The 18050-nt window shown below is 71.7% G+C and carries 14 protein-coding genes; 8 read left to right on the top strand and 6 right to left on the bottom strand.

The features are described from left to right. Nucleotides 1-33: 33 nt before the first annotated feature. From ACFWPQ_RS20705 to ACFWPQ_RS20720, 4 genes are all read right to left on the bottom strand, one after another. The gene (locus tag ACFWPQ_RS20705) at nucleotides 34-3318 is read right to left on the bottom strand and encodes an amino acid adenylation domain-containing protein (protein WP_384036464.1); all 3285 of its coding nucleotides are present in this window, start codon (nucleotides 3316-3318) and stop codon (nucleotides 34-36) included. Between the two features lie 13 nt (nucleotides 3319-3331). Next, on the bottom strand, nucleotides 3332-5911 hold the full coding sequence (locus ACFWPQ_RS20710; protein WP_384036467.1) for a Pls/PosA family non-ribosomal peptide synthetase: 2580 nt from the start codon (nucleotides 5909-5911) through the stop codon (nucleotides 3332-3334). 287 nt (nucleotides 5912-6198) lie between these two features. Beyond that, nucleotides 6199-6477 (bottom strand): hypothetical protein, encoded by a 279-nt coding sequence (locus ACFWPQ_RS20715; protein WP_384036469.1) that lies wholly within the window; start codon nucleotides 6475-6477, stop codon nucleotides 6199-6201. Between the two features lie 91 nt (nucleotides 6478-6568). After that, entirely contained in the window at nucleotides 6569-7009 is a 441-nt protein-coding gene (locus ACFWPQ_RS20720; RefSeq protein WP_384036472.1) for an ATP-binding protein, read from the bottom strand. A gap of 267 nt (nucleotides 7010-7276) precedes the next feature. Between ACFWPQ_RS20720 and ACFWPQ_RS20725 the strand changes: the two genes are divergently transcribed. The 3 genes from ACFWPQ_RS20725 to ACFWPQ_RS20735 are packed head-to-tail and all read left to right on the top strand — an operon-like array spanning nucleotide 7277 to nucleotide 9275. Next, nucleotides 7277-8152: a helix-turn-helix domain-containing protein gene (locus ACFWPQ_RS20725; protein ID WP_384036475.1), complete on the top strand. Its 876-nt coding sequence runs from the start codon at nucleotides 7277-7279 to the stop codon at nucleotides 8150-8152. Continuing rightward, nucleotides 8149-8433 carry a DUF397 domain-containing protein gene (locus ACFWPQ_RS20730; protein ID WP_384036478.1) on the top strand — a complete coding sequence of 95 codons (285 nt, stop codon included), beginning with the start codon at nucleotides 8149-8151 and terminating at the stop codon, nucleotides 8431-8433. Before ACFWPQ_RS20725 ends, ACFWPQ_RS20730 begins: the two co-directional genes overlap by 4 nt. Nucleotides 8434-8468: 35 nt before the next feature. Continuing rightward, the gene (locus tag ACFWPQ_RS20735) at nucleotides 8469-9275 is read left to right on the top strand and encodes an SAM-dependent methyltransferase (RefSeq protein WP_384036481.1); all 807 of its coding nucleotides are present in this window, start codon (nucleotides 8469-8471) and stop codon (nucleotides 9273-9275) included. 73 nt (nucleotides 9276-9348) lie between these two features. On the opposite strand, the gene ACFWPQ_RS20740 is transcribed toward ACFWPQ_RS20735, so the two are convergent. Both ACFWPQ_RS20740 and ACFWPQ_RS20745 read right to left on the bottom strand, forming a co-directional pair. Further along, nucleotides 9349-10206, bottom strand: coding sequence for a chitosanase (locus ACFWPQ_RS20740; protein ID WP_384036484.1), 858 nt, complete (start codon nucleotides 10204-10206; stop codon nucleotides 9349-9351). Between the two features lie 138 nt (nucleotides 10207-10344). Next, on the bottom strand, nucleotides 10345-10545 hold the full coding sequence (locus tag ACFWPQ_RS20745; RefSeq protein WP_150135979.1) for a hypothetical protein: 201 nt from the start codon (nucleotides 10543-10545) through the stop codon (nucleotides 10345-10347). 414 nt (nucleotides 10546-10959) lie between these two features. Here ACFWPQ_RS20745 and ACFWPQ_RS20750 point away from each other — a divergent pair, with 414 nt between their 5' ends. From ACFWPQ_RS20750 to ACFWPQ_RS20770, 5 genes are all read left to right on the top strand, one after another. After that, nucleotides 10960-11487, top strand: a complete 528-nt coding sequence (locus ACFWPQ_RS20750) for a hypothetical protein (protein ID WP_384036487.1) — start codon at nucleotides 10960-10962, stop codon at nucleotides 11485-11487. A gap of 316 nt (nucleotides 11488-11803) precedes the next feature. Then, nucleotides 11804-13948: a hypothetical protein gene (locus ACFWPQ_RS20755; RefSeq protein ID WP_384036490.1), complete on the top strand. Its 2145-nt coding sequence runs from the start codon at nucleotides 11804-11806 to the stop codon at nucleotides 13946-13948. A gap of 114 nt (nucleotides 13949-14062) precedes the next feature. Beyond that, entirely contained in the window at nucleotides 14063-15577 is a 1515-nt protein-coding gene (pelF, locus tag ACFWPQ_RS20760) for a GT4 family glycosyltransferase PelF (protein WP_384036492.1), read from the top strand. Continuing rightward, entirely contained in the window at nucleotides 15574-17001 is a 1428-nt protein-coding gene (locus ACFWPQ_RS20765) for a hypothetical protein (RefSeq protein WP_384036495.1), read from the top strand. Before pelF ends, ACFWPQ_RS20765 begins: the two co-directional genes overlap by 4 nt. 40 nt (nucleotides 17002-17041) lie before the next feature. Continuing rightward, nucleotides 17042-18043, top strand: coding sequence for a GDP-mannose 4,6-dehydratase (locus tag ACFWPQ_RS20770; protein WP_384036497.1), 1002 nt, complete (start codon nucleotides 17042-17044; stop codon nucleotides 18041-18043). Nucleotides 18044-18050 lie beyond the last annotated feature (7 nt).

Here is an 18050-nt window from a genome sequence, read left to right on the forward strand (position 1 = left end):
TTCCTTTCGGTCGACCGCCTGGGGTGTGACGGGTCAGGAGGAGGCGAGGGGGAGGACGGTGGTCAGGACGGCCTGCGCCGCCTCGGCCGGGCGGGTGCGCAGGAAGTGGTGGCCGCCGTCGGCGAGTTCGTGCAGCTCGACGCGGTCGGCCAGGAACAGCCAGTCCCGGTGGCGGTGGGCGTGGCCGGCGGTGTGCGGATCGTCGGCGGCGACGACCACCGTGACCGGCGCGGCCACCTTGCCGGGTGGCGTGGCTTCCAGGGCCGCGGCGAAGTAACGGTGTGCCGCGAGGCAGTCGTGCCGGTAGGCGGCGCCGATGTGGGCGGCGTTCTGCGGGTTCAGTTCCGCGAGTTCGGTGTGGCCGCCGTCGGCGGTCAGCAGCGCCGCGATGTCGGCGTCGCTCAGGTGCGACAGTTCGGTGACGGCGGCGTGCCGTTCGGGCGCGGTGCCGGGCAGGTGCGCGCCGACGAAGAGCCGTTCCACCCGTACGCCGCGCTGCTGGAGCCGTCGCGCCGTCTCCACGGCCGGTGCGGCGCCGGAGGAGTGGCCCCACAGCATGACCCGGGTCAGTCCGCGTGCGGTGATCTCGGCGGCGACCTGTTCGGCCACCTCCTCGACGGCAGCGAACGGCTCGGGGGGCGCGGCCAGGTTGTGGCCGGGCAGGTCGACGGCGAGGACGGTGAGGCCGCTGTCCGCCAGGGCGGTCGCCATCGGCTGGAAGTTGACCGCGTTGCCGCCCGCGTACGGGAAGCACACCAGGGCGCACCCGGTCGTGCCGCTTCCGTCCGCCAGGGTGAGCAGCAGCTCCGGGCGCTGCCGGGCCGCCGGGCCGTCGAGGAGGGCGGCCAGGTCGGCGAGGACCGGGTGGCGGGTGATGTCCTTCAGGGACACCGCGCGGTCGAGGGCGAGGCTGAGCTTGACCGCGGTCAGGGAGGTGCCGCCGGAGTCGAAGAAGTGGTCGGTGCGGCCGATGCGTTCCTCGGGCACCCCCAGCAGCTCGGCCCAGGCCGCGGCCAGTCTCCGCTCGGTCGGCCCGAGTTCGTCCCCCGCCGCCCGGTCCGCGGCGCAGGCCGCCCGGTGCGGGTCGCCTGCCGGCGCGGTCTCGGCCAGCCCGGTCAGCGCCTTCTTGTCGATCTTGCCATTGGCGGTCAGCGGAAGGCTGTCCTGCCAGTGGAAGGCGGAGGGGACCATGTAGGCGGGCAACGCGGCGCCGAGCGCCTCGCGCAAGGTCTCGGGTTCCTGCGGGCCGCCGGAGTAGAAGGCGATGAGCTGCTTGCCGCCGCCGGGCCGCTCGGCGACGACCACCGCGCCGTCCCGTACGCCGGCCACCCGCAGCAGGCAGTTCTCGATCTCGCCGATCTCGATGCGGAAGCCGCGGATCTTGACCTGGCTGTCCCGGCGGCCCAGGAACTCCAGCTTGCCGCCGGGGTGCCAGCGGCCCCAGTCGCCGCCCAGGTAGAACCGTTCGCCGGGCCGGCGCGGGTCGGTGCGGTACGCCTCCCGGGTGCGCTCGGGATCGTTGACGTAGCCGCGGCCCACGCAGACACCGGAGAAGGCGATCAGTCCGGGGGCGCCCAGCGGTACCGGCGTCAGGTGCTCGTCGACGACGTGGACGCGGACGTTGCTGACGGCCCGGCCGAGCAGGATCCGCTCCGGCACCTCCCGGAGGAGTTCGTGGTTGGTGTCGTCCGACGTCTCGGTCAGTCCGTAGGCGTTGAGCAGCGCGATGCCCGGCTGGACCGCGAACCAGCGCTGCGTCAGCTCCCGTTTCAGCGCCTCGCCGGTCACCGACACGCACCGCAGGTCGGGCAGGGTGCGCGGGTGCTGTTCGAGGTAGGAGACCACGACCTCCAGGTACGACGGCACGAGCTGGGCCACGCCGACCCGGGCGCGTTCCAGGGTGTCGGTGAACCGGGCCACGTCCGTGATCACGTCCTGCTCGACCAGCAGGGTCCGCCCGCCCACCAGCAGCGGGGCGACGAGCTGCCACAGGGAGATGTCGAAGCACTGCGGGGCGGTCTGGGCGACCACGGTCCCGGCGCCGATCTCCAGGTCGTCGATCTTGGCGTGGAGGTGGTTGAGCATGCCCGCGTGCTCGCACATCGCGCCCTTCGGCTCGCCCGTGGAGCCGGAGGTGAAGTAGATGTAGGCGAGCTGGCCGGGGTCGACGCCGATCCCGGGGTCGTCGTCCGCATGGGGTTCGCCGTACGCCGTGTCGAACGGCAGCTTCCCGACGTCCGGCAGGGCGGCCAGCGCCTTGTCCAGGGTGTCCGTGCTGCCGGGCTCGGTCAGGGCCAGCCGGCAGCCGGCCCGGGACAGGGTGGCCTCGATGCGTCCGGCCGGGAAGTGCGGTTCGATCGGCAGGTACACGCCGCCCGCCTTGAACACCGCCAGCACCGCGGCCAGCCAGTCGAGGGTGCGCTCGGAGACGACGGCGACCACGTCCTCCCGGCCCACTCCCCGGGCCAGCAGGGCGCGTGCCAGCCGGTTGGCGCGCCGGTTGAGTTCGTCGTACGTCCACTCCCGCGTGCCGTGCACGGCCGCCACGGCCGTCGGATGGGCCCGCACCCGCTGTTCGAAGAGTTCGTGCGCCCGGGCGTCCGGCAGCGGGCGGTGCGGCCCGGCCAGATCCTCCAGCTGCTCGCGCTGCTCCTCGGCCGACAGCAGACTCTGCCGGCTGTGGTCGGCGTCGGGGTCCGTCGTCATCAGCCGCAGCGCCGTCAGGTGGTAGCCGCCGAGCCGGGCCGCAGCGTCGGCGTCCAGGACGTCCGTGCGGTACCGGAGGTGGAGGGTCAGCCGGCCGTCCCGGTCGGACCAGCGCACGTGCAGGACGCCGTCGTCGGGGTGCGGCTCCTCGGTTCCGAGGGGACCCCAGACGACCTCGTACGGCGGCTCCGTGAGGCCGAGTCGGCGGCGCAGCTCCGCCACCGGGTGGTCCCGGTGGGCGAGCAGCTCCGCCTCGGCGTGCCCGGTGGCCGCGAGCAGGGCCGTCCAGCTCCCCGGGAGGACGGGCACCCGGCACGGCAGCGGTTCGCCGTCCGTACCGGTGGTGTGGCCCGTGACCACCTCCGGCTCGCCGGAGAGCACGGCCAGCACCTTGAGGTGGGCGGCCAGCAGGAGGGTGCCGGCCGGCAGGCCCTGCCGCGCGGCCAGTTCACGCACCGCGCGGGTCACGTCGTCGGGCACCGGTGTCCCGTGTCCTGCGTGCCCGGCCGTTCCCGGCCCCGGTTCCCGGACCCACCGGGGCACGGTGGTGGCGCCGCCGGCGGTCAGTGTCCGGGTCCAGTACTCCCGGTCCGTCTCCACGCGCGTTCCCATCGAATGGCCTTCCTCAACTCGCGGTCGCCGTGGCGGCGTCGACCGCTGTGGCGACCCGGCCGGTGCCGGCGGACCGGCCCCCGCGATCGGGTGTGTCCACCGCGGGATTGCCGCCCCACTGGGCGTTCGGGGGGACTTCCTCGCCCTTCATGAGGAAGGAGTCGGGCGCCAGCACGGAGCCGTCGCCCATGGTCACGCCGTAGTGCACATGGGCGGCGATGCCGAGCGTGCAGGCGGCGCCGAGTGTGGTGACGTCGGACTTGAAGGTGCCGTCCTCCTGCGAGTGGCACTGGATCTTGCTGCCGGCGTTGAGGGTGCAGTCGTCGCCGATGACGCCGAGGGTCCGCTCGGTCAGGTAGCAGCCGTCGTCGAACACCCTGCGGCCGATGCGTACGCCCAGCAGCCGCCAGACCAGGCTCTTGAACGGGGTTCCGTTGAAGAGGTTGAGGAAGTGGTCCGGCACCTTCCACAGCCGTTCGTGCCACCAGAAGTACGGGTCGTAGATGGAGCACAGCCGGGGGCGCAGCGCGCGGAAGGAGCCGAGGCAGCGCTCCACCAGGATGAAGTACCCGGCGGAGAAGGCGAGGGTGAGTGCGAGGTAGCCGCCGATCACCACGTGTCCGAGCACGCCGTACAGGTCCACGGAGGCGAGGCCGAACAGGGTGAGCGCGAAGGTGTGCAGCCAGCGCACGCCCAGCATGAGCGCCATGGAGCGGAGGTTGTAGCGGTTCTTCGCGGCCAGCCGATGACGGAACGTTTCTCCAGTGCGGAGATGGTCGAACCGGGTATCGCGCTCCACCGAGCGGGGGATCTCGAAGCACGGTGAGCCGAGGAGGCCCACACCTTCGCGGACCTCGCCGTCGAGGGGAACCATCACCTTCGTCGCGAGCAGGCAGTTCTCGCCGGTCCTGGCACCCGCCGGATAGGCGATGTTGTTGCCGAGGAAGTTGTGCGCCCCGATCGAGGCCCGGGAGAGCCGGAAGGACGTGCTGGAGAAGTCGGCGTTGAGGACGGAGAGGCCGTCGGCCACCATCGTCCCGCTGCCGACGCTGACCAGCAGCGGTGTCTCGTGCTGCACTTCGGTGCCGAAGTTCGACCCGGTCTGCTCCACCTTCGACAGGTCGTACCCGATACCGCGGAGGTAGCCCACGATGTAGGAGCTGTCGCCGAAGAGCCAGGCGAAGAACTTCACGTTCGTCATGCGGGCCGTGGTCCGCTGCAGCGCGTAGTGGAACCCGTAGAGCGGGTAGACCTTGTCGGGCTTGACCACGAGGCCCACCAGACGCGGCAGGGTGCACAGGGCCGCCAGCCCCAGGACGAGGAACCCGAAGAACAGGACGAGGGAGAGCAGCAGCGCGTCGGGGAGCAGTTCCGACCAGCCGAGCGCGGCCGTGGTCGGGTCGAGTCGCTTGCCGATCGCGGGTACCTCGGTGAACAGCATGTAGACACCGCCGACGGCCAGCGGGACGTACAGGAGGATCAGCTGGAGCAGCGTGCCGAGGCCGAACCAGGCGCGGCGCAGGGTGCCGCAGTTCGCCGGGGCGATCCGGACGTAGTCGGTCCGGGTGGGCTCCGCCGGGGATCCGTGCCAGTGCTCGCCGTCGGGGACGGCCTGGCCGCGGTGCAGGGCGGAGGAGTGGCCGAGCTGCGAGCCGTGGCCCAGGGACGTGTCGATGTCCAGGACGGTCTTCTCGCCGACGAAGGCGTCCGCGCCGAGGGTGATGCGGCCGGTCTGGATGTGTCCGGCGTACGCCCGGTAGCCGAGGAAGAAGGAGTCCTTGCGGATCACCGTGCCCGCGCCGATCGTCAGCAGGTCGGTGCAGACGGGGACCGAGTGGGAGAGGATCGTGACGCCCTTGCCGATCCGCGCGCCGAGGGCCCGCAGGTACAGCACGTACAGCGGGGTCCCGGTGAGGAAGACCATCGGGTTCGCGTGCAGCAGCACCTTGACGAGCCAGAAGCGCAGGTACGTGGGGCCCCAGACGGGGAACTCGCGGGGGCGCCAGCGTCCGACGAGGATCCATTTCGCGGCGACGGGGAACGCGCACAGCGCCACGAACGCGGCGCCGCCGAAGAGCAGCGAACGCAGATAGACGTCGGCCAGGCCCTTGCCGGAGGCGATCCACTCGTATCCCGCGGCGGTGACGAATCCGGAGACCAGGGAGTAGCCCAGGAAGACCAGCAACTGGAGGGTTCCGCAGAGCAGATGGCTCCACCGGTTCCCGACCGGGCCCGGGGCCGGCGTCGCTGCGGGCGGCTGCGGGGTGTGCGCCGGGTCGGCGGGAGCGGGGGCGGTCTCGCCGAGGGCCGCCGCCAGGCTCTGGATGGTGGGGTACCGGTAGACGTCCCGCATGGACGGCGACGGCAGATCGGCCGTCTTGCGTATTCGTGCGCAGAACTGGGCCATGACCAGGGAGTTGGCGCCGAGGTCGGCGAAGAAGTGGCCGTCGACCGGGACGGACTCGGCGTCGAGGAGGTCGGCCAGTGCCTGCGCGAGCCTCCGCTCCGTATCCGCCCCCCTGGGGCCGGTGCCGGCCACGGCGACGACAGGTTCATCCGGCTCCGAAACGACCTCGGAGGACTGCTCCACCATGCGATCTCCTGGAGAACGTGGATGTTCCTGATCACGAACCGGCGGATTCAGTTTGTCCGGATAAGGGCACTGGCTGCCACTTGTCCCATTGATCGGGCCCAGCACCCGTCACGAGCCGTCAGGCCCGTATTTCCTTGGTTTCGCGCCGGGAAGGGGGGTGCGCGAATCACCCGAACGGCGGCCCCCCGGCCGGCAGCCGGAATCCCGGCGCGGCGGCCGTACCGGGATCCGTCCCGCGCCGGCGGGAGCCCTCACCGGCGGCGCGGGGCCCGGAACCTCGGGGCAGGTCAGTCGTCGGCACCGTCCGCCGCCGCGGCGGTCTCGTGTGCCGCCATGCCGACGAAACGGCGTACGGCCTCCACGGGCATGTCGAGCCCCTCGGAGGCCGCGCGCTCGTCACCGAACACCTGTACTGCTTCGGCGACGGCCACCGCCAGTTCGGCTTCCGCCTTGCGGACCTTGACCTCGGCCTTGTCCACCGTGTCGACCACCGCCAGCTGGCGGCGCTGCTTCTCCTGGAGTCGCTGCTTGCGAGAAGGTGTTTTGTCAGAGTTCTGCACAGTCACGAGCAAGATCATATGCAGGCGCGCGCGCCCGCGTGAAATCGGCAACTTCCGCCCACCGCAGCCCTGTTCGCACCCCTTGAGGGCTCCGGGATCAGGCCGTCAGGGTCGCCCACACCGCATGGCCGCTGGTGAGCCTCGACCGGTCGACGCCCCAGGAGTCGGCGAGCTGCTCGACGAGCAGCAGCCCCCGGCCGCCCTCGTCGTCGGGGCCCGGCTCGCGCCGGGGCAGGCCGCGGCCGGAGTAGTCGTGGTCGTGGACCTCCAGCCGCAGGCATCCGTCCGCGATGAGGCCCATGCCGCACAGGATCCGCACGCTCAGCGTGTGGATGACGGCATTGGTGGCCAGCTCGGACACCAACAGCACCGCGTCCTCGCACAGTTCGCGGGAGAGCCCCCACTCGCCGAGCCGGGCTTTCACGGAGCGACGGGCGACTCTGACGCTGGAGCGGTGCGAGGGCAGCTCGATCCAGTGCGCCCGGTCGGGCGCGTCTACGTCTAACAGGTCGCGGGGGGAGGTCACGTGGGGGGACACGATGGCTGCCTTCCGTAAGGCGGGCGCGGCGGAGAGCGGGCGGAACAGGCGGAGCGGGCAAAACCGAGCAGGCGGAGCGGCAACGACCGCACGGGGAGCGGGGCATCGCCCGTGGCCGTGACCGCGATTTACTCAAGTAATCATGCGCGCAGGCAAGTTCATGCTGCAACCGACTCCCTGATAATTTCAGGATGCCGGTATCGGTCTGGTCGCTTCATCAAGTGCCTGTCACACTCGTCCGGGTGACAGTCCCTCAGGAGGTAGGGCGTGAGCGAAGGCCGTTCGAGCGCGGGCACCACCAGTGCGCCCACCGTTCTCCGCATGATCCTGGGCCGCAGGCTCCAGGAGCGGCGGCTGGGCGCGGGCGTGTCACTGGAGGACGCGGCACGGGCGCTTCGGGTCACCCCCCTGACCATCCGCCGGCTGGAGAAGGCGGAGGTGACGCTCAAGCCTCTCTACGTGGAGAAACTCCTCGAGACCTACGGTGCCGACCGGCAGGAGCGGGAGGAGTTCGTCGCCTTCGCCGAGCGGGCCAACGAGCCCGGCTGGTGGCACACGTACCGGGATGTGCTGCCCACCTGGTTCAGCGCCTATGTGAGCCTGGAGACCGGTGCGAAGACCCTGCGCACCTACGAGCCGCACTACGCCACGGGGCTGCTGCAGACCCGGGAGTACGCGCGTCACGTGCTCAGCGGCGGTTTCCCGAACGACAGCGACGAGGACCTGGAGCGGCGGGTGAACCTGCGGCTGCGCCGTCAGGTCCTGCTGGAGCGCTCCGACGCGCCGACGCTGTGGGTGGTGATGGAGGAGGCCGTCCTGCACCGGGTGGTCGGCGGGCCCGAGGTGATGCGCGAGCAGATCGAACAGCTGCTGGAGGCCTCGGAGCTGGACCACGTCAGCGTCGACGTCGTGCCGTTCACCGCCGGTGCGCATGTGGGCGTGTGCGCCCCGTTCACCTACTTCCGATTCGCGGAGCCCGAACTGCCGGACGTCGTCTACACCGAGGTCCTCTCCGGCGCGATGTACCTGGACCAGCGCTCCGACGTCGTCGCCCACCTGGAGGCGCACAACCGCATGTCCCTGCTCACTTCCGACGCGCAGAGCAGGGCGCTCCTGAACCGCATGCGCAAGGAGTACTCATGACCACCTTCGACACCTCCTTCGACACCTCCTTCGACGGCGGTGCTCGCGACGTGTACAACGGCATGCCCGCATCGGACCTGGGGGAACAGGGCTGGGAGTCGCCCTGGAGCGGCCCCAACGGCGGTCAGTGCGTGCAGACGAAGCAGCTCGCCGACGGCAGGATCGCGCTGCGCCAGTCGACGGATCCGGCCGGCCCCGCGCTGATCTACACCCCGGAGGAGATCAACGCGTTCGTCGCGGGGGTCAAACGCGGCCTCGCCGACCACCTGACCACCGGCTGACCCCTCCCCCACGCTCCCCCTCTGAAAGGTTCAGGATGACCAACTCGCCCGTGGCCCGGGACATCGACACCAGCAGGCCGCACTCCGCCCGCATGTACGACTACTACCTGGGCGGCAAGGACCACTTCGAGGTCGACACGGAGGCCGCCGAGACCGTGGCGTCCGCCTACCCGGGCATCTTCGTGTGCGCGCGGGAGAACCGTGCCTTCATGCACCGGGCCACCCGTGTCCTCGCGCGCGAGCACGGCATCCGGCAGTGGCTCGACATCGGCACCGGCATCCCCACCGAGCCGAACCTGCACCAGGTGGCCCAGTCCGTGGTCCCGGACGCCCGGGTGGTGTACGCCGACAACGATCCGCTGGTGCTCAAGTACGCCGAGCGTCTGATGCGCAGCACGGCGGAGGGCCGTACCACCTACATCGAGGCGGACGTCAACGATCCGCAGGCACTGCTCGACGCCTCCGAACTGGCGGAGGTCCTGGACCTCGACCGGCCGGTGGCGCTCTCCCTCAACGCCCTGATGCACTTCGTGACAGACGCGCAGGACCCGTACGGCATCGTCGGCCGGCTGCTCGACGTGCTTCCTTCGGGCAGCGCGCTCGCCCTGAGCCACTGCACGCCCGACTTCGACCCGGACACCTGGCAGAAGGTCACTGACATCTACAACAACGCCGGAACGCCGGTCCAGTTCCGCTCGCGAGCGGACGTGGGTCGGTTCTTCGACGGGCTGGAACTGCTCGACCCCGGCGTGTCCGTCGGCCACCGCTGGCGCCCGGACACCGAGCCGACCGCCACCGACGCGGAGGTCAGCCTGTGGACCGGGGTGGGCATCAAGCCGTAGGACCACTGCGAGGGGGGAAGCGCCTCTGGGCTGTCGTACCGCATGGGGGTGCGGTACGACAGCCCGGGGGCCGTCAGCCGATGTGGTAGCTGTCGCCGTACACCTTCCAGTCCAGTGGGGTGTTCAGGCACAGGTTGCCCTTGTTCAGGAAGACCCGCTGCTCGGTGTCGACCCGGGTGGTGTCGCTGTGCGCCTCCTCCTGCTTCATGGCCCACACCCGGGCGTCGAGGAAGGCGTTGAGGTACGTCGTCTCGTTGCCGCCCTGGGCCGGCGGCTTGGCCTTGGCGAGGGCGCGCTTGCGTATGTTGCGGAAGCTGGTGGCGTCGTCGCCGTCGCCGTGCATGACGATGGCGTCGTAGTAGGTGAACTGCCCCAGCGTGCCCAGCCCGTCCGTCTTGCCCTGCTGTACGGCCGGGTTGAAGTAGACGCGGTCGCGTTCGTCGTTCTGGGCCTGCTGGAAGGCGGTGTCCGTGGCGGCCTTGCGCCAGTCGGACGGGAAGTTCGGGTCGAGGCCGCTGTGCGAGTCGGTGCCGTTGACCCGGCGCAGCGCCGGCAGGTACTTGGCGAGCACGTTGGAGGGCTTGCGGTCGGTGTAGAGCTGCACGAGGTCGAGCATGTCGCCGGTGCCGGAACAGAAGCCGATGATCCCGGCGGTGTAGCCGCGGCCGTCGCCGATGTCCTCGATGTACTTGTACTGCGCCTTCCAGTCGAGCGAGGAGTTCTCCGCGCTCGACACCAGCTTCATGGCGATCTCCTTCTTCGCCGGGTCGTCGAGGCCCACACAGCTCGCGGCCGGGGCGGCGGCGGAGGCGTGCGCCGGCCGCAGCAGCACGGCTCCGGCACCGACGGCGGACGCGCCCAGCAGGGCGAGCAGGGTACGGCGGGAGGTCAGGACGGGGTTCGTGGCGGTGGTGTCGTTCGGATTCCGCACAGGGGCTCCAGTGGGGGGTTGGGGAGAGTTCCGTTAGGAAGGTTTCCTATCAGTAGCGGACGCTGATGTGTACCCGTCACACAGAAACTTCGTAGAGTCGAACAAGTCCGCGGTGCGGTCCGGGGCGTCCGGCGCGGGTCAGCCGGTGGCGGTCCAGGCCTTCGGCCCGATGCCGCGCCACTCGATCAGCTCGGGGTCGTCGACCGTCGTACTGGCCTCGGGCAGCCCGGCGCGACGCAGGAACTCGACGACGTCGAGCAGGTGGTACGCGATGCCGACGTACTCTCCGCGGATGGTGACCCGCCGGCCGCCGTCGGGGCCCGGCGGCTGCACGATCACAGGCGCGCCTTCCATAGTGACCGCATGCCCCCTGACGGCACGGATCATGCCGCGAACAGGGCCACCCGGCGGATGCCCGCGAACGGTGACGAGGCCCTCCGGGAGGCCGCTCCGGCGGGTGGGGCCTGAATTCGGTGGTTGGCCGAGAGTTTCGGGGGCGGAGTGACGGAACGGCGGTTCGGTGCATCCGATACGCGCCAATAACCGCCGCACGGGGCGACGGGACGGCGTCCGCGACCGCGTCCGCGGGGCGGTCCGGGCGGATCGCCGGGCACTTGCGGGTTTTGCCGGTCGATTACGCCTTCACCTGCCGGTTACGAGATCTTCACAGCTCGTGCGCTTTCGGTCACCCGGCGTGTCGGCCCGATCGCCCGGGGCAGACGCCCGCGCGGGGGGCTGCCTAGCCTCCCCGCCATGCGATCACCACTGATGAGACGCTTCGGCCTCGGCGCCGTCCTCGCCCTCGCCCTGGCCCTGTTCGGGCTGGCCCCCACCGCGAACGCCGACCCGGCGCCGGCCGAGCTCACCTTCGCCACCGATGCCGCGACCACCACGCCCGGCGGCACGGTGAACCTGTCGATGACGATCACCAACAACAAGACCTACGACATCTGGTTCGTGTACCAGACGATCGACCCGACCTACCTGACCACCCAGCGCCCCGACCTGAAGTACAGCTTCACCGGCTGCAGCCTGGCCGCCTCCGACGGCACCGCCACCGCCTGCTCCGGCACCGGGCCCACCAACCTCGGCACCGACTACGGCGCCACCGTCCCACCCGGTCAGAGCCGCACCGTCACCCTGACGCTCAGCGTGGCCGCCGACTCCGGCTGCAACGGCAACATCGGCTTCTACTCGTACTACTACGCCGAGTTCAGCGACTCGACGAACACGAGCGGCGGCCCGGTCTACACGCCCGAGACGCGGGTCCTGTGCGCCTGACGGCCTGTCGGGGATGACCTGAAAGGTCTGCGATCCGCCGGCGACCCGGGGCCGGGCACTCCCGCCGCCGTTGCGGACCCGGCCTGCACCGTGGACGGAAAAAAGCCCAACTCGGTTCCATCTCAGGCCTGTTGGTCGCCTGCCTTTTTCCGTCACGTTTCGCGGCACGACCGCGAAAGCTACACACAGACACCACTATGTGACGCGACGGATGCGTCAACGACCGGCTTCTCAGGGGGAGCCGGCGTCGGGGCAAGGGGGTGCGTCCGCTCTGCGGAGCCGTGCCGACCCCCGTCCGGGGAGGGAACTTCACCGCATGAAGCGGACCATACGCACGACCGCGCTCACGGTCGGTGCGCTCATCGCCGCGCTCGGCCTTCCGGCCGGCACGGCCCATGCAGAGGACGCACCCAGAGTCGATCTACGGGTGCTGCTGGTCAGCGACGGCGGACCGTCGACCGCCGCCATCGCCGCCGAACTCACCGACGACGGCACGCCGTTCACCGAGATCGACCTGACCCGGTCCGGACGGCAGGTCATCGACTCCGGCTTCCTCGCGGACACCGTCGACGGACGGGCCCGCGCCAAGTTCCAGGCCGTGGTGCTGCCCAACGACAACCCGTTCGCCACCGGTTCGAGCGAAATGGCGGCACTCACAGCGTACGAACAGGTTTACCAGATCCCCCAGGTCGATGCCTATACCTATGCGCGTCCAGAAGCCGGTCTGCAGTACCCGGTGGGCAGCGCGGGCTACTCCGGCAGCATCGACGGCACCCAGGCCGACGTGACCGCCGCCGGCCGGGCGGGCCCCTTCGGCTACCTCGACGGCACCGTCCCCTTCGAGGACAACGACCCCTCCGTCGCCGAGAGTTACGCCTACCTCGCGCAGCCGGCGGCCGGCGCCGACTTCACGCCCTACGTCGAGGCGACGATCCCGGGGTCGTCCACCAAGGGCTCCCTGGTCGGCGAGTACCGGCACGACAACCGGCGTGAGCTCGTCGTGACCTTCGTCTACAACCAGTACCAGGAACAGTTCCGGCTGCTGGCCCGCGGCATCGTCGAGTGGATGACCGGCGGGGTGCACCTCGGCGCCTCCCGCAACTACTTCGCGGTGCACGTGGACGACGTGTTCGCCGAGGACGACCGCTGGAACAGCGAGCTCAACTGCACGCCCGGCGACGTCGACTGCACCGACTCCGGCGCCACGGCCGACCCGATCCGGATGACGTCCGCCGACGTCGACAACACGGTGGCCTGGGAGCAGAGCAGGAACTTCACCTTCGACCTCGCCTTCAACGGCTCCGGCAGCGTCGACCGGCGCAACGACGACAACGGCGTCGACGAGCTCGCCGACAGGCTGATCGCGGACAAGAACGACTTCCGCTGGATCAACCACACCTACACGCACGCCTTCCTCGGCTGCGTGCAGAACACCACCGTGGTGCCCTGGGTGTGCGAGACCGACGCCGACGGCAGCACCCAGTGGGTGAGTCAGAACGACATCTCCGACGAGATCGCGAACAACCGGGTCTGGGCCGAGACCAACGGACTCCCCCTGGAGAACGACGAGTTGGTCACCGGCGAGCATTCCGGCATGGCGATCCTGCCGCAGCAGCCCGACGACAACCCGAACCTGGCGCCCGCCCTCGCCGCCAATGGCATCGACTGGCTGGGCTCCGACAACTCCCGTGACCCGCAGCAGCGTCAGGTCGGCGCGGCCGAGACGGTGCCCCGCTACCCGATGAACGTCTTCTACAACGCGGCCAAGGCCGCCGAGGAGGTCGACGAGTACAACTGGCTGTACACCAGCCGCGCCCAGGGCGGCAGCGGCATCTGCGAGGACAACCCGACCACCACGACCTGTCTGTCCGCGCCGCTGGACACCAGCACCGGTTACACCGACGAGATCGTCCCGCTGGAGACCCGGATCGACCTCGGGCACGTGCTGTCCAACGATCCCCGGCCGCACTACATCCACCAGTCGAACCTGACCGAGGACCGCATCGCCTACCCGGTGCTCAACGGCGTGCTCGACGGCTACCAGGCCCTGTTCGCGGACAACACCCCCGTGGTGAACCTGCGGATGAAGGACATCGGCACCGAGCTGAAACGCCGGGCGGACTGGCAGGCCGCCCTCCAGGCCGGCCAGATCACCGCCTACCGCATCGGCGACGCCGTCACCGTCGAGGCACCGGCCGGCCTTGAGGTCACCGCGACCCTGCCGACCGGGACCACGGTGGGCGGCGCCGCGTTCGGCTCGGCGTACGCGGGCGCGGTCTCCGGCTGGACCCCGTCGACGGGCGGTCCGGTCGGCCTCACCCTGCCCGCCGGCACGGCGACCCCGGCCGTCACGGCATCCGCCGGCACCGCCCCGGCCGCGGATCCCGCGCCCCGCACCCGGGTCCCCGCGGGGGTGGCCGAACCGGTCACCGCCACCGTCACCGCCACCGTCACCGACTGAACAGCGCTCCGCCGCACCGACGACCGAAGCAGGAAACGTTCCGCGGTTCCGGCCGCCCGCCGGCGGCCGGAACCGGCACGACCACCCCCCACAACTCGGCCGTGGAGCAAACCGATGTCCCTTCCCCAGGGCGCGCCCGCGACTCGCACTACGCGCGTCACCCTGCTCACCGAAGGCACCTACCCGCACAGTCACGGTGGCGTCAGCGTCTGGTGCGACCAACTGGTGCAGGGCATGCCCGACATGGAATTCGACGTGGTCGCCGTCACCGGCACCGGACGCGAACCCGTCGTCTGGGAACTGCCCCCGCACGTCTCGAACGTGTGGTCCGTGCCGATGTGGGGCGACCCGCCCGCGGGCCGCGCGCCCCGGGGCCGGGTCCGACGTGAACTCGCCGACGCCTACGGCCGGTTCCTCGCCGCGCTGCTGGACCCGCGGGAGGAGGACGGCTTCCCGGCCGCCCTGTACGCCCTGGCACGCGCCGCGGCCGACGGCACGCTCAGCCCGTTCCTGCGCACCGACCCGGCGATCACCGTCCTGGCCTCGCTGTGGAACCGGCCCGGCGTCGCCGTGCGCGAGGCCCGGCCCACCCTGCACGACGCGCTCACCGCGACCGCGCTCCTGGAGCACGCGCTGCGCCCGCTGACCGCTCCGCTGCCGGAGCACGGCGTCGCGCACGCGGTGAGCGGGGGCGTCGCCGCGCTGCCGGGGCTGGCCGCGCTGGAACAGCACGGGGTCCCGCTGCTGCTCACCGAACACGGCGTCTACCTGCGGGAACGCTATCTCGGCTATCGCACCGCGCCCTACCGCTGGCCGGTGAAGGCGGTCGTGCTCGGCTTCTTCCGGCTGCTCGCTCGCGAGTCGTACCGCAGGGCGGCGCTGATCACCCCGGGCAACCGCTACAACCGGCTCTGGGAGGAGGAGGGCGGCGCGGACCCGGAGTCCATACGCACCGTGTACAACGGCGTCGACCCGGCCGCGTTCCCGGCGGCCGGACCGGAGCCGGAGGTGCCCACCCTGAGCTGGGCGGGCCGGGTGGACCCCATCAAGGACCTGGAGACGCTGATCCGGGCCTTCGCCCTGGTCCGCGCCCGACTCCCGGACGCGCGGCTGCGGTTGTTCGGCGGGACGCCCCGGGGCGGCGAGGCCTACCGGGGGCGCTGCCAGACGCTGGCCGCCGAACTGGGGCACGGCGACGCCGTCACCTTCGAGGGTCGCGTCGACGACATCAAGGACGCCTACGCGGCCGGCAACGTCGTGATGCTCTCCAGCATCAGCGAGGGCTTCCCGTTCACCCTGATCGAGGCCATGTCCTGCGGGCGGGCCACCGTCTCCACCGACGTCGGCGGGGTCCGGGAGGCGGTCGGCGACACCGGGCTGGTCGTCGCGCCCAGGGATCCGGCGGCGATGGCCGCGGCCGCCCTGGAGCTGCTGGGCGATCCGGCGCGCCGCCGGGCGATGGGCGAGGCGGCCCGGCTGCGGGTGATCGAGCAGTTCACGCTCCGCCAGACCATCGACACCTTCCGGGCCATCTACCTCGAACTGCCCCGTCGGGCACGGGAGTCGGCGCCCGCGCCGGTCCCGGCCGAGCCGCCTGCCGCGGCCGTCACCGGGAGCGTGGCCCGGTGAGCGGACCGATGTCCCTCGAACCCGGCGGCGCCGAGCAGGAGACCCTGGCCCTGCGCCTGGCCGAGCCCCGGCCGCCGCGCCGCCGCCGGCCGCGCTGGGCCCTGGACGACACCACGCCGGCCATCCGGCTGCCCCGGCGCGGCCCGGACGAGGACGCGGTCAGCGAGCTCGCCGCCGAACTCGCCGACCGCGTCGGCCCCGCCGTCCACCCCTACGAGGTGGCCGCCCTGCTGGAGTCGGAGGGCCTGTCGGCCGCCGTGATCAACGAGCGGTACGGCCACCCGAACCTGTTCTCGCTCGCCGCCGCGCTCTACGAACGGGTGCCCAGGACCTTCCCGGAACCCGCGCCCGCGGCCGACCCGTGGCGCCCGGACACCGTGCGCTGTCTGCTGCGCGGGGTGCTGTTCGCGCTGCCCGGACTTGCCTACCTGCTGACCGCGCCGCTGTGGAACGCGGCCGGGCACGCCTCGGCGCTGATCGTCGCGGGGCTGGTGTCCTGGGCGTGGGGGCAGGCCCTCGGCCACCGCGCCCACCTGCGGATGGCGAGCGGACGGCGCGAGGCCGGCCGTACCCTCCTGCGCGGTGCCCCGGCCGGGGCGGTGCTGGCCACGGGGGCGGCCGCCGTGGCCGCCGGGGGCGGCCCGGTCGTCCTGGCCGCGGCGGCCCAGTCGCTCTACCTGGCCGCGGCGGGCGTGCTCCTCGTACTGGCCCGGGAACGGCTGCTGCTGGCCGCGCTGAGCCCCCTGATCGCCGGTGCGCTCGTGCTGCCCCGGTGGGAGCCGGGCCGTCCGCTGCGGGCGGGTCTGCCGCTGCTGGCCCTGGCCGCCACGGTCGCGGTCACCGGCTGGGTCCTGTGGCGGACCCTCGCCGTCCCGGCCGTCCCCGCGGCGGGCCGGCCCAAGGCGCTGTGGTCGCTGCCGTACGGTCTGTTCGGCCTGGCCGCCGGGGTGCTGGTGCTGCTGGAGGGACTCCGGGAGCCGCACGCGCCGTACGCGGTGATCGTGCTCACGGTGAGCATGGGCCCGGCGGAGTGGCTGCTGTACCGCTACCGGGGGCTGTCCGTCGCCGCGCTGCGCGCCACCGCCACCCCCGCCGCGTTCCTGCTGCGCTCGGCCGGCATCCTCGCCCTCTGCCTGCTCGTGTACCTGCTGCCGCTGCTGCCGGCCGCCCTGGTCACGGGCGCCGACCCGGCCGCCCTGCTGCTGCTCGCGGCCACCCTGTGGACCGCGCTGCTGCTCCAGGCGTTCGGCGCGGCCTGGCCGTCGGCCGCGCTCTGCCTCACGGCCGCCGCCGTCGCCGGCGCGGTCACCCTGCTCGGAATCCCCGGGGCCGGCCTCGCCCTGCCGCTGTGCTGCGGTGCCGCCGCGCTCTGTCTGGCGGCCTGCGCGCTTGCGCTGCTCGGCCGCCCCGCCCCGCACGGATAGTCACTCCCCCCACGCACGACCGATCGGAAGGACACCACAGTTGACCTCCCAACCGCTCGCAGCCGTCACCGGGGCCGAGGGCTTCATCGGCTCGCACCTCACCGAGGCGCTGGTCGCCTCCGGACACCGGGTACGGGCCATGGCCCAGTACAACTCCTTCTCCTCCTACGGCTGGCTGGAGACCCTCGCCCCGGACGTCCTGGACCAGGTGGAGATCGTCCTCGGCGACGTCCGCGACCCCGGCTCGGTCCGCGGCCTGCTCGACGGCGCCGACACCGCCTACCACCTGGCCGCGCTGATCGCGATCCCGTACTCCTACCGGGCCCCGCACAGCTATGTGGACACCAACGTCACCGGCACCCTGAACGTCCTGGAGGCGATCCGCGCGCTCGGCACGCCCCGGCTGGTGCACACCTCGACCAGCGAGACGTACGGCACCGCGCAGACCGTGCCGATCACCGAGGACCACCCGATCAACACCCAGTCCCCGTACGCCGCTTCGAAGGCCGGCGGGGACCGGCTCGCCGACAGCTACCACGCCAGCTTCGACACCCCGGTGGTGACGCTGCGGCCGTTCAACACGTTCGGGCCGCGGCAGTCGATGCGCGCGGTGATCCCCACGGTCATCGGTCAACTCGCCGCCGGGCAACGGACGATCACCCTCGGCGACCTGCGTCCCACCCGGGACTTCCTGTTCGTCAAGGACACCGCCCAGGCGTTCCTGACGGTCGGCACCGCGCCCTCCGAACGGGTGGTGGGCCGCACCTTCAACGCCGGTACCGGCGCGGAGATCTCGGTCGGCGACCTGGTCGCGCTGATCGGAAAGGTCATGGACACCGCCGTCGACGTCCGCGCGGACGAGGCCCGGATCCGGCCGGCGGGCTCGGAGGTGATGCGGCTCGTCGCCGACGCGAGCAGGCTCACCGCGGCCACCGGCTGGCGGCCCGCGCACTCCCTGGAGGAGGGCCTGGCGCAGACCGTCGGGTTCTTCCGCGACCCGGCCAACCTCGCCCGCTACAAGACCGCCGTCTACAACATCTGACCTCGTC

This window comes from Streptomyces sp. NPDC058464 (assembly GCF_042721035.1).
Classification (GTDB): Bacteria; Actinomycetota; Actinomycetes; order Streptomycetales; family Streptomycetaceae; genus Streptomyces.

Bases quoted from the DNA above. Each gene is read 5' to 3' on its own strand.
- ACFWPQ_RS20705 (WP_384036464.1), bottom strand. From the start codon at position 3,318: ATGGGAACGCGCGTGGAGACGGACCGGGAGTACTGGACCCGGACACTG.
- ACFWPQ_RS20710 (WP_384036467.1), bottom strand. From the start codon at position 5,911: ATGGTGGAGCAGTCCTCCGAGGTCGTTTCGGAGCCGGATGAACCTGTC.
- ACFWPQ_RS20730 (WP_384036478.1), top strand. From the start codon at position 8,149: ATGACCACCTTCGACACCTCCTTCGACACCTCCTTCGACGGCGGTGCT.
- ACFWPQ_RS20735 (WP_384036481.1), top strand. From the start codon at position 8,469: ATGACCAACTCGCCCGTGGCCCGGGACATCGACACCAGCAGGCCGCAC.
- ACFWPQ_RS20750 (WP_384036487.1), top strand. From the start codon at position 10,960: ATGCGATCACCACTGATGAGACGCTTCGGCCTCGGCGCCGTCCTCGCC.
- ACFWPQ_RS20755 (WP_384036490.1), top strand. From the start codon at position 11,804: ATGAAGCGGACCATACGCACGACCGCGCTCACGGTCGGTGCGCTCATC.
- pelF (WP_384036492.1), top strand. From the start codon at position 14,063: ATGTCCCTTCCCCAGGGCGCGCCCGCGACTCGCACTACGCGCGTCACC.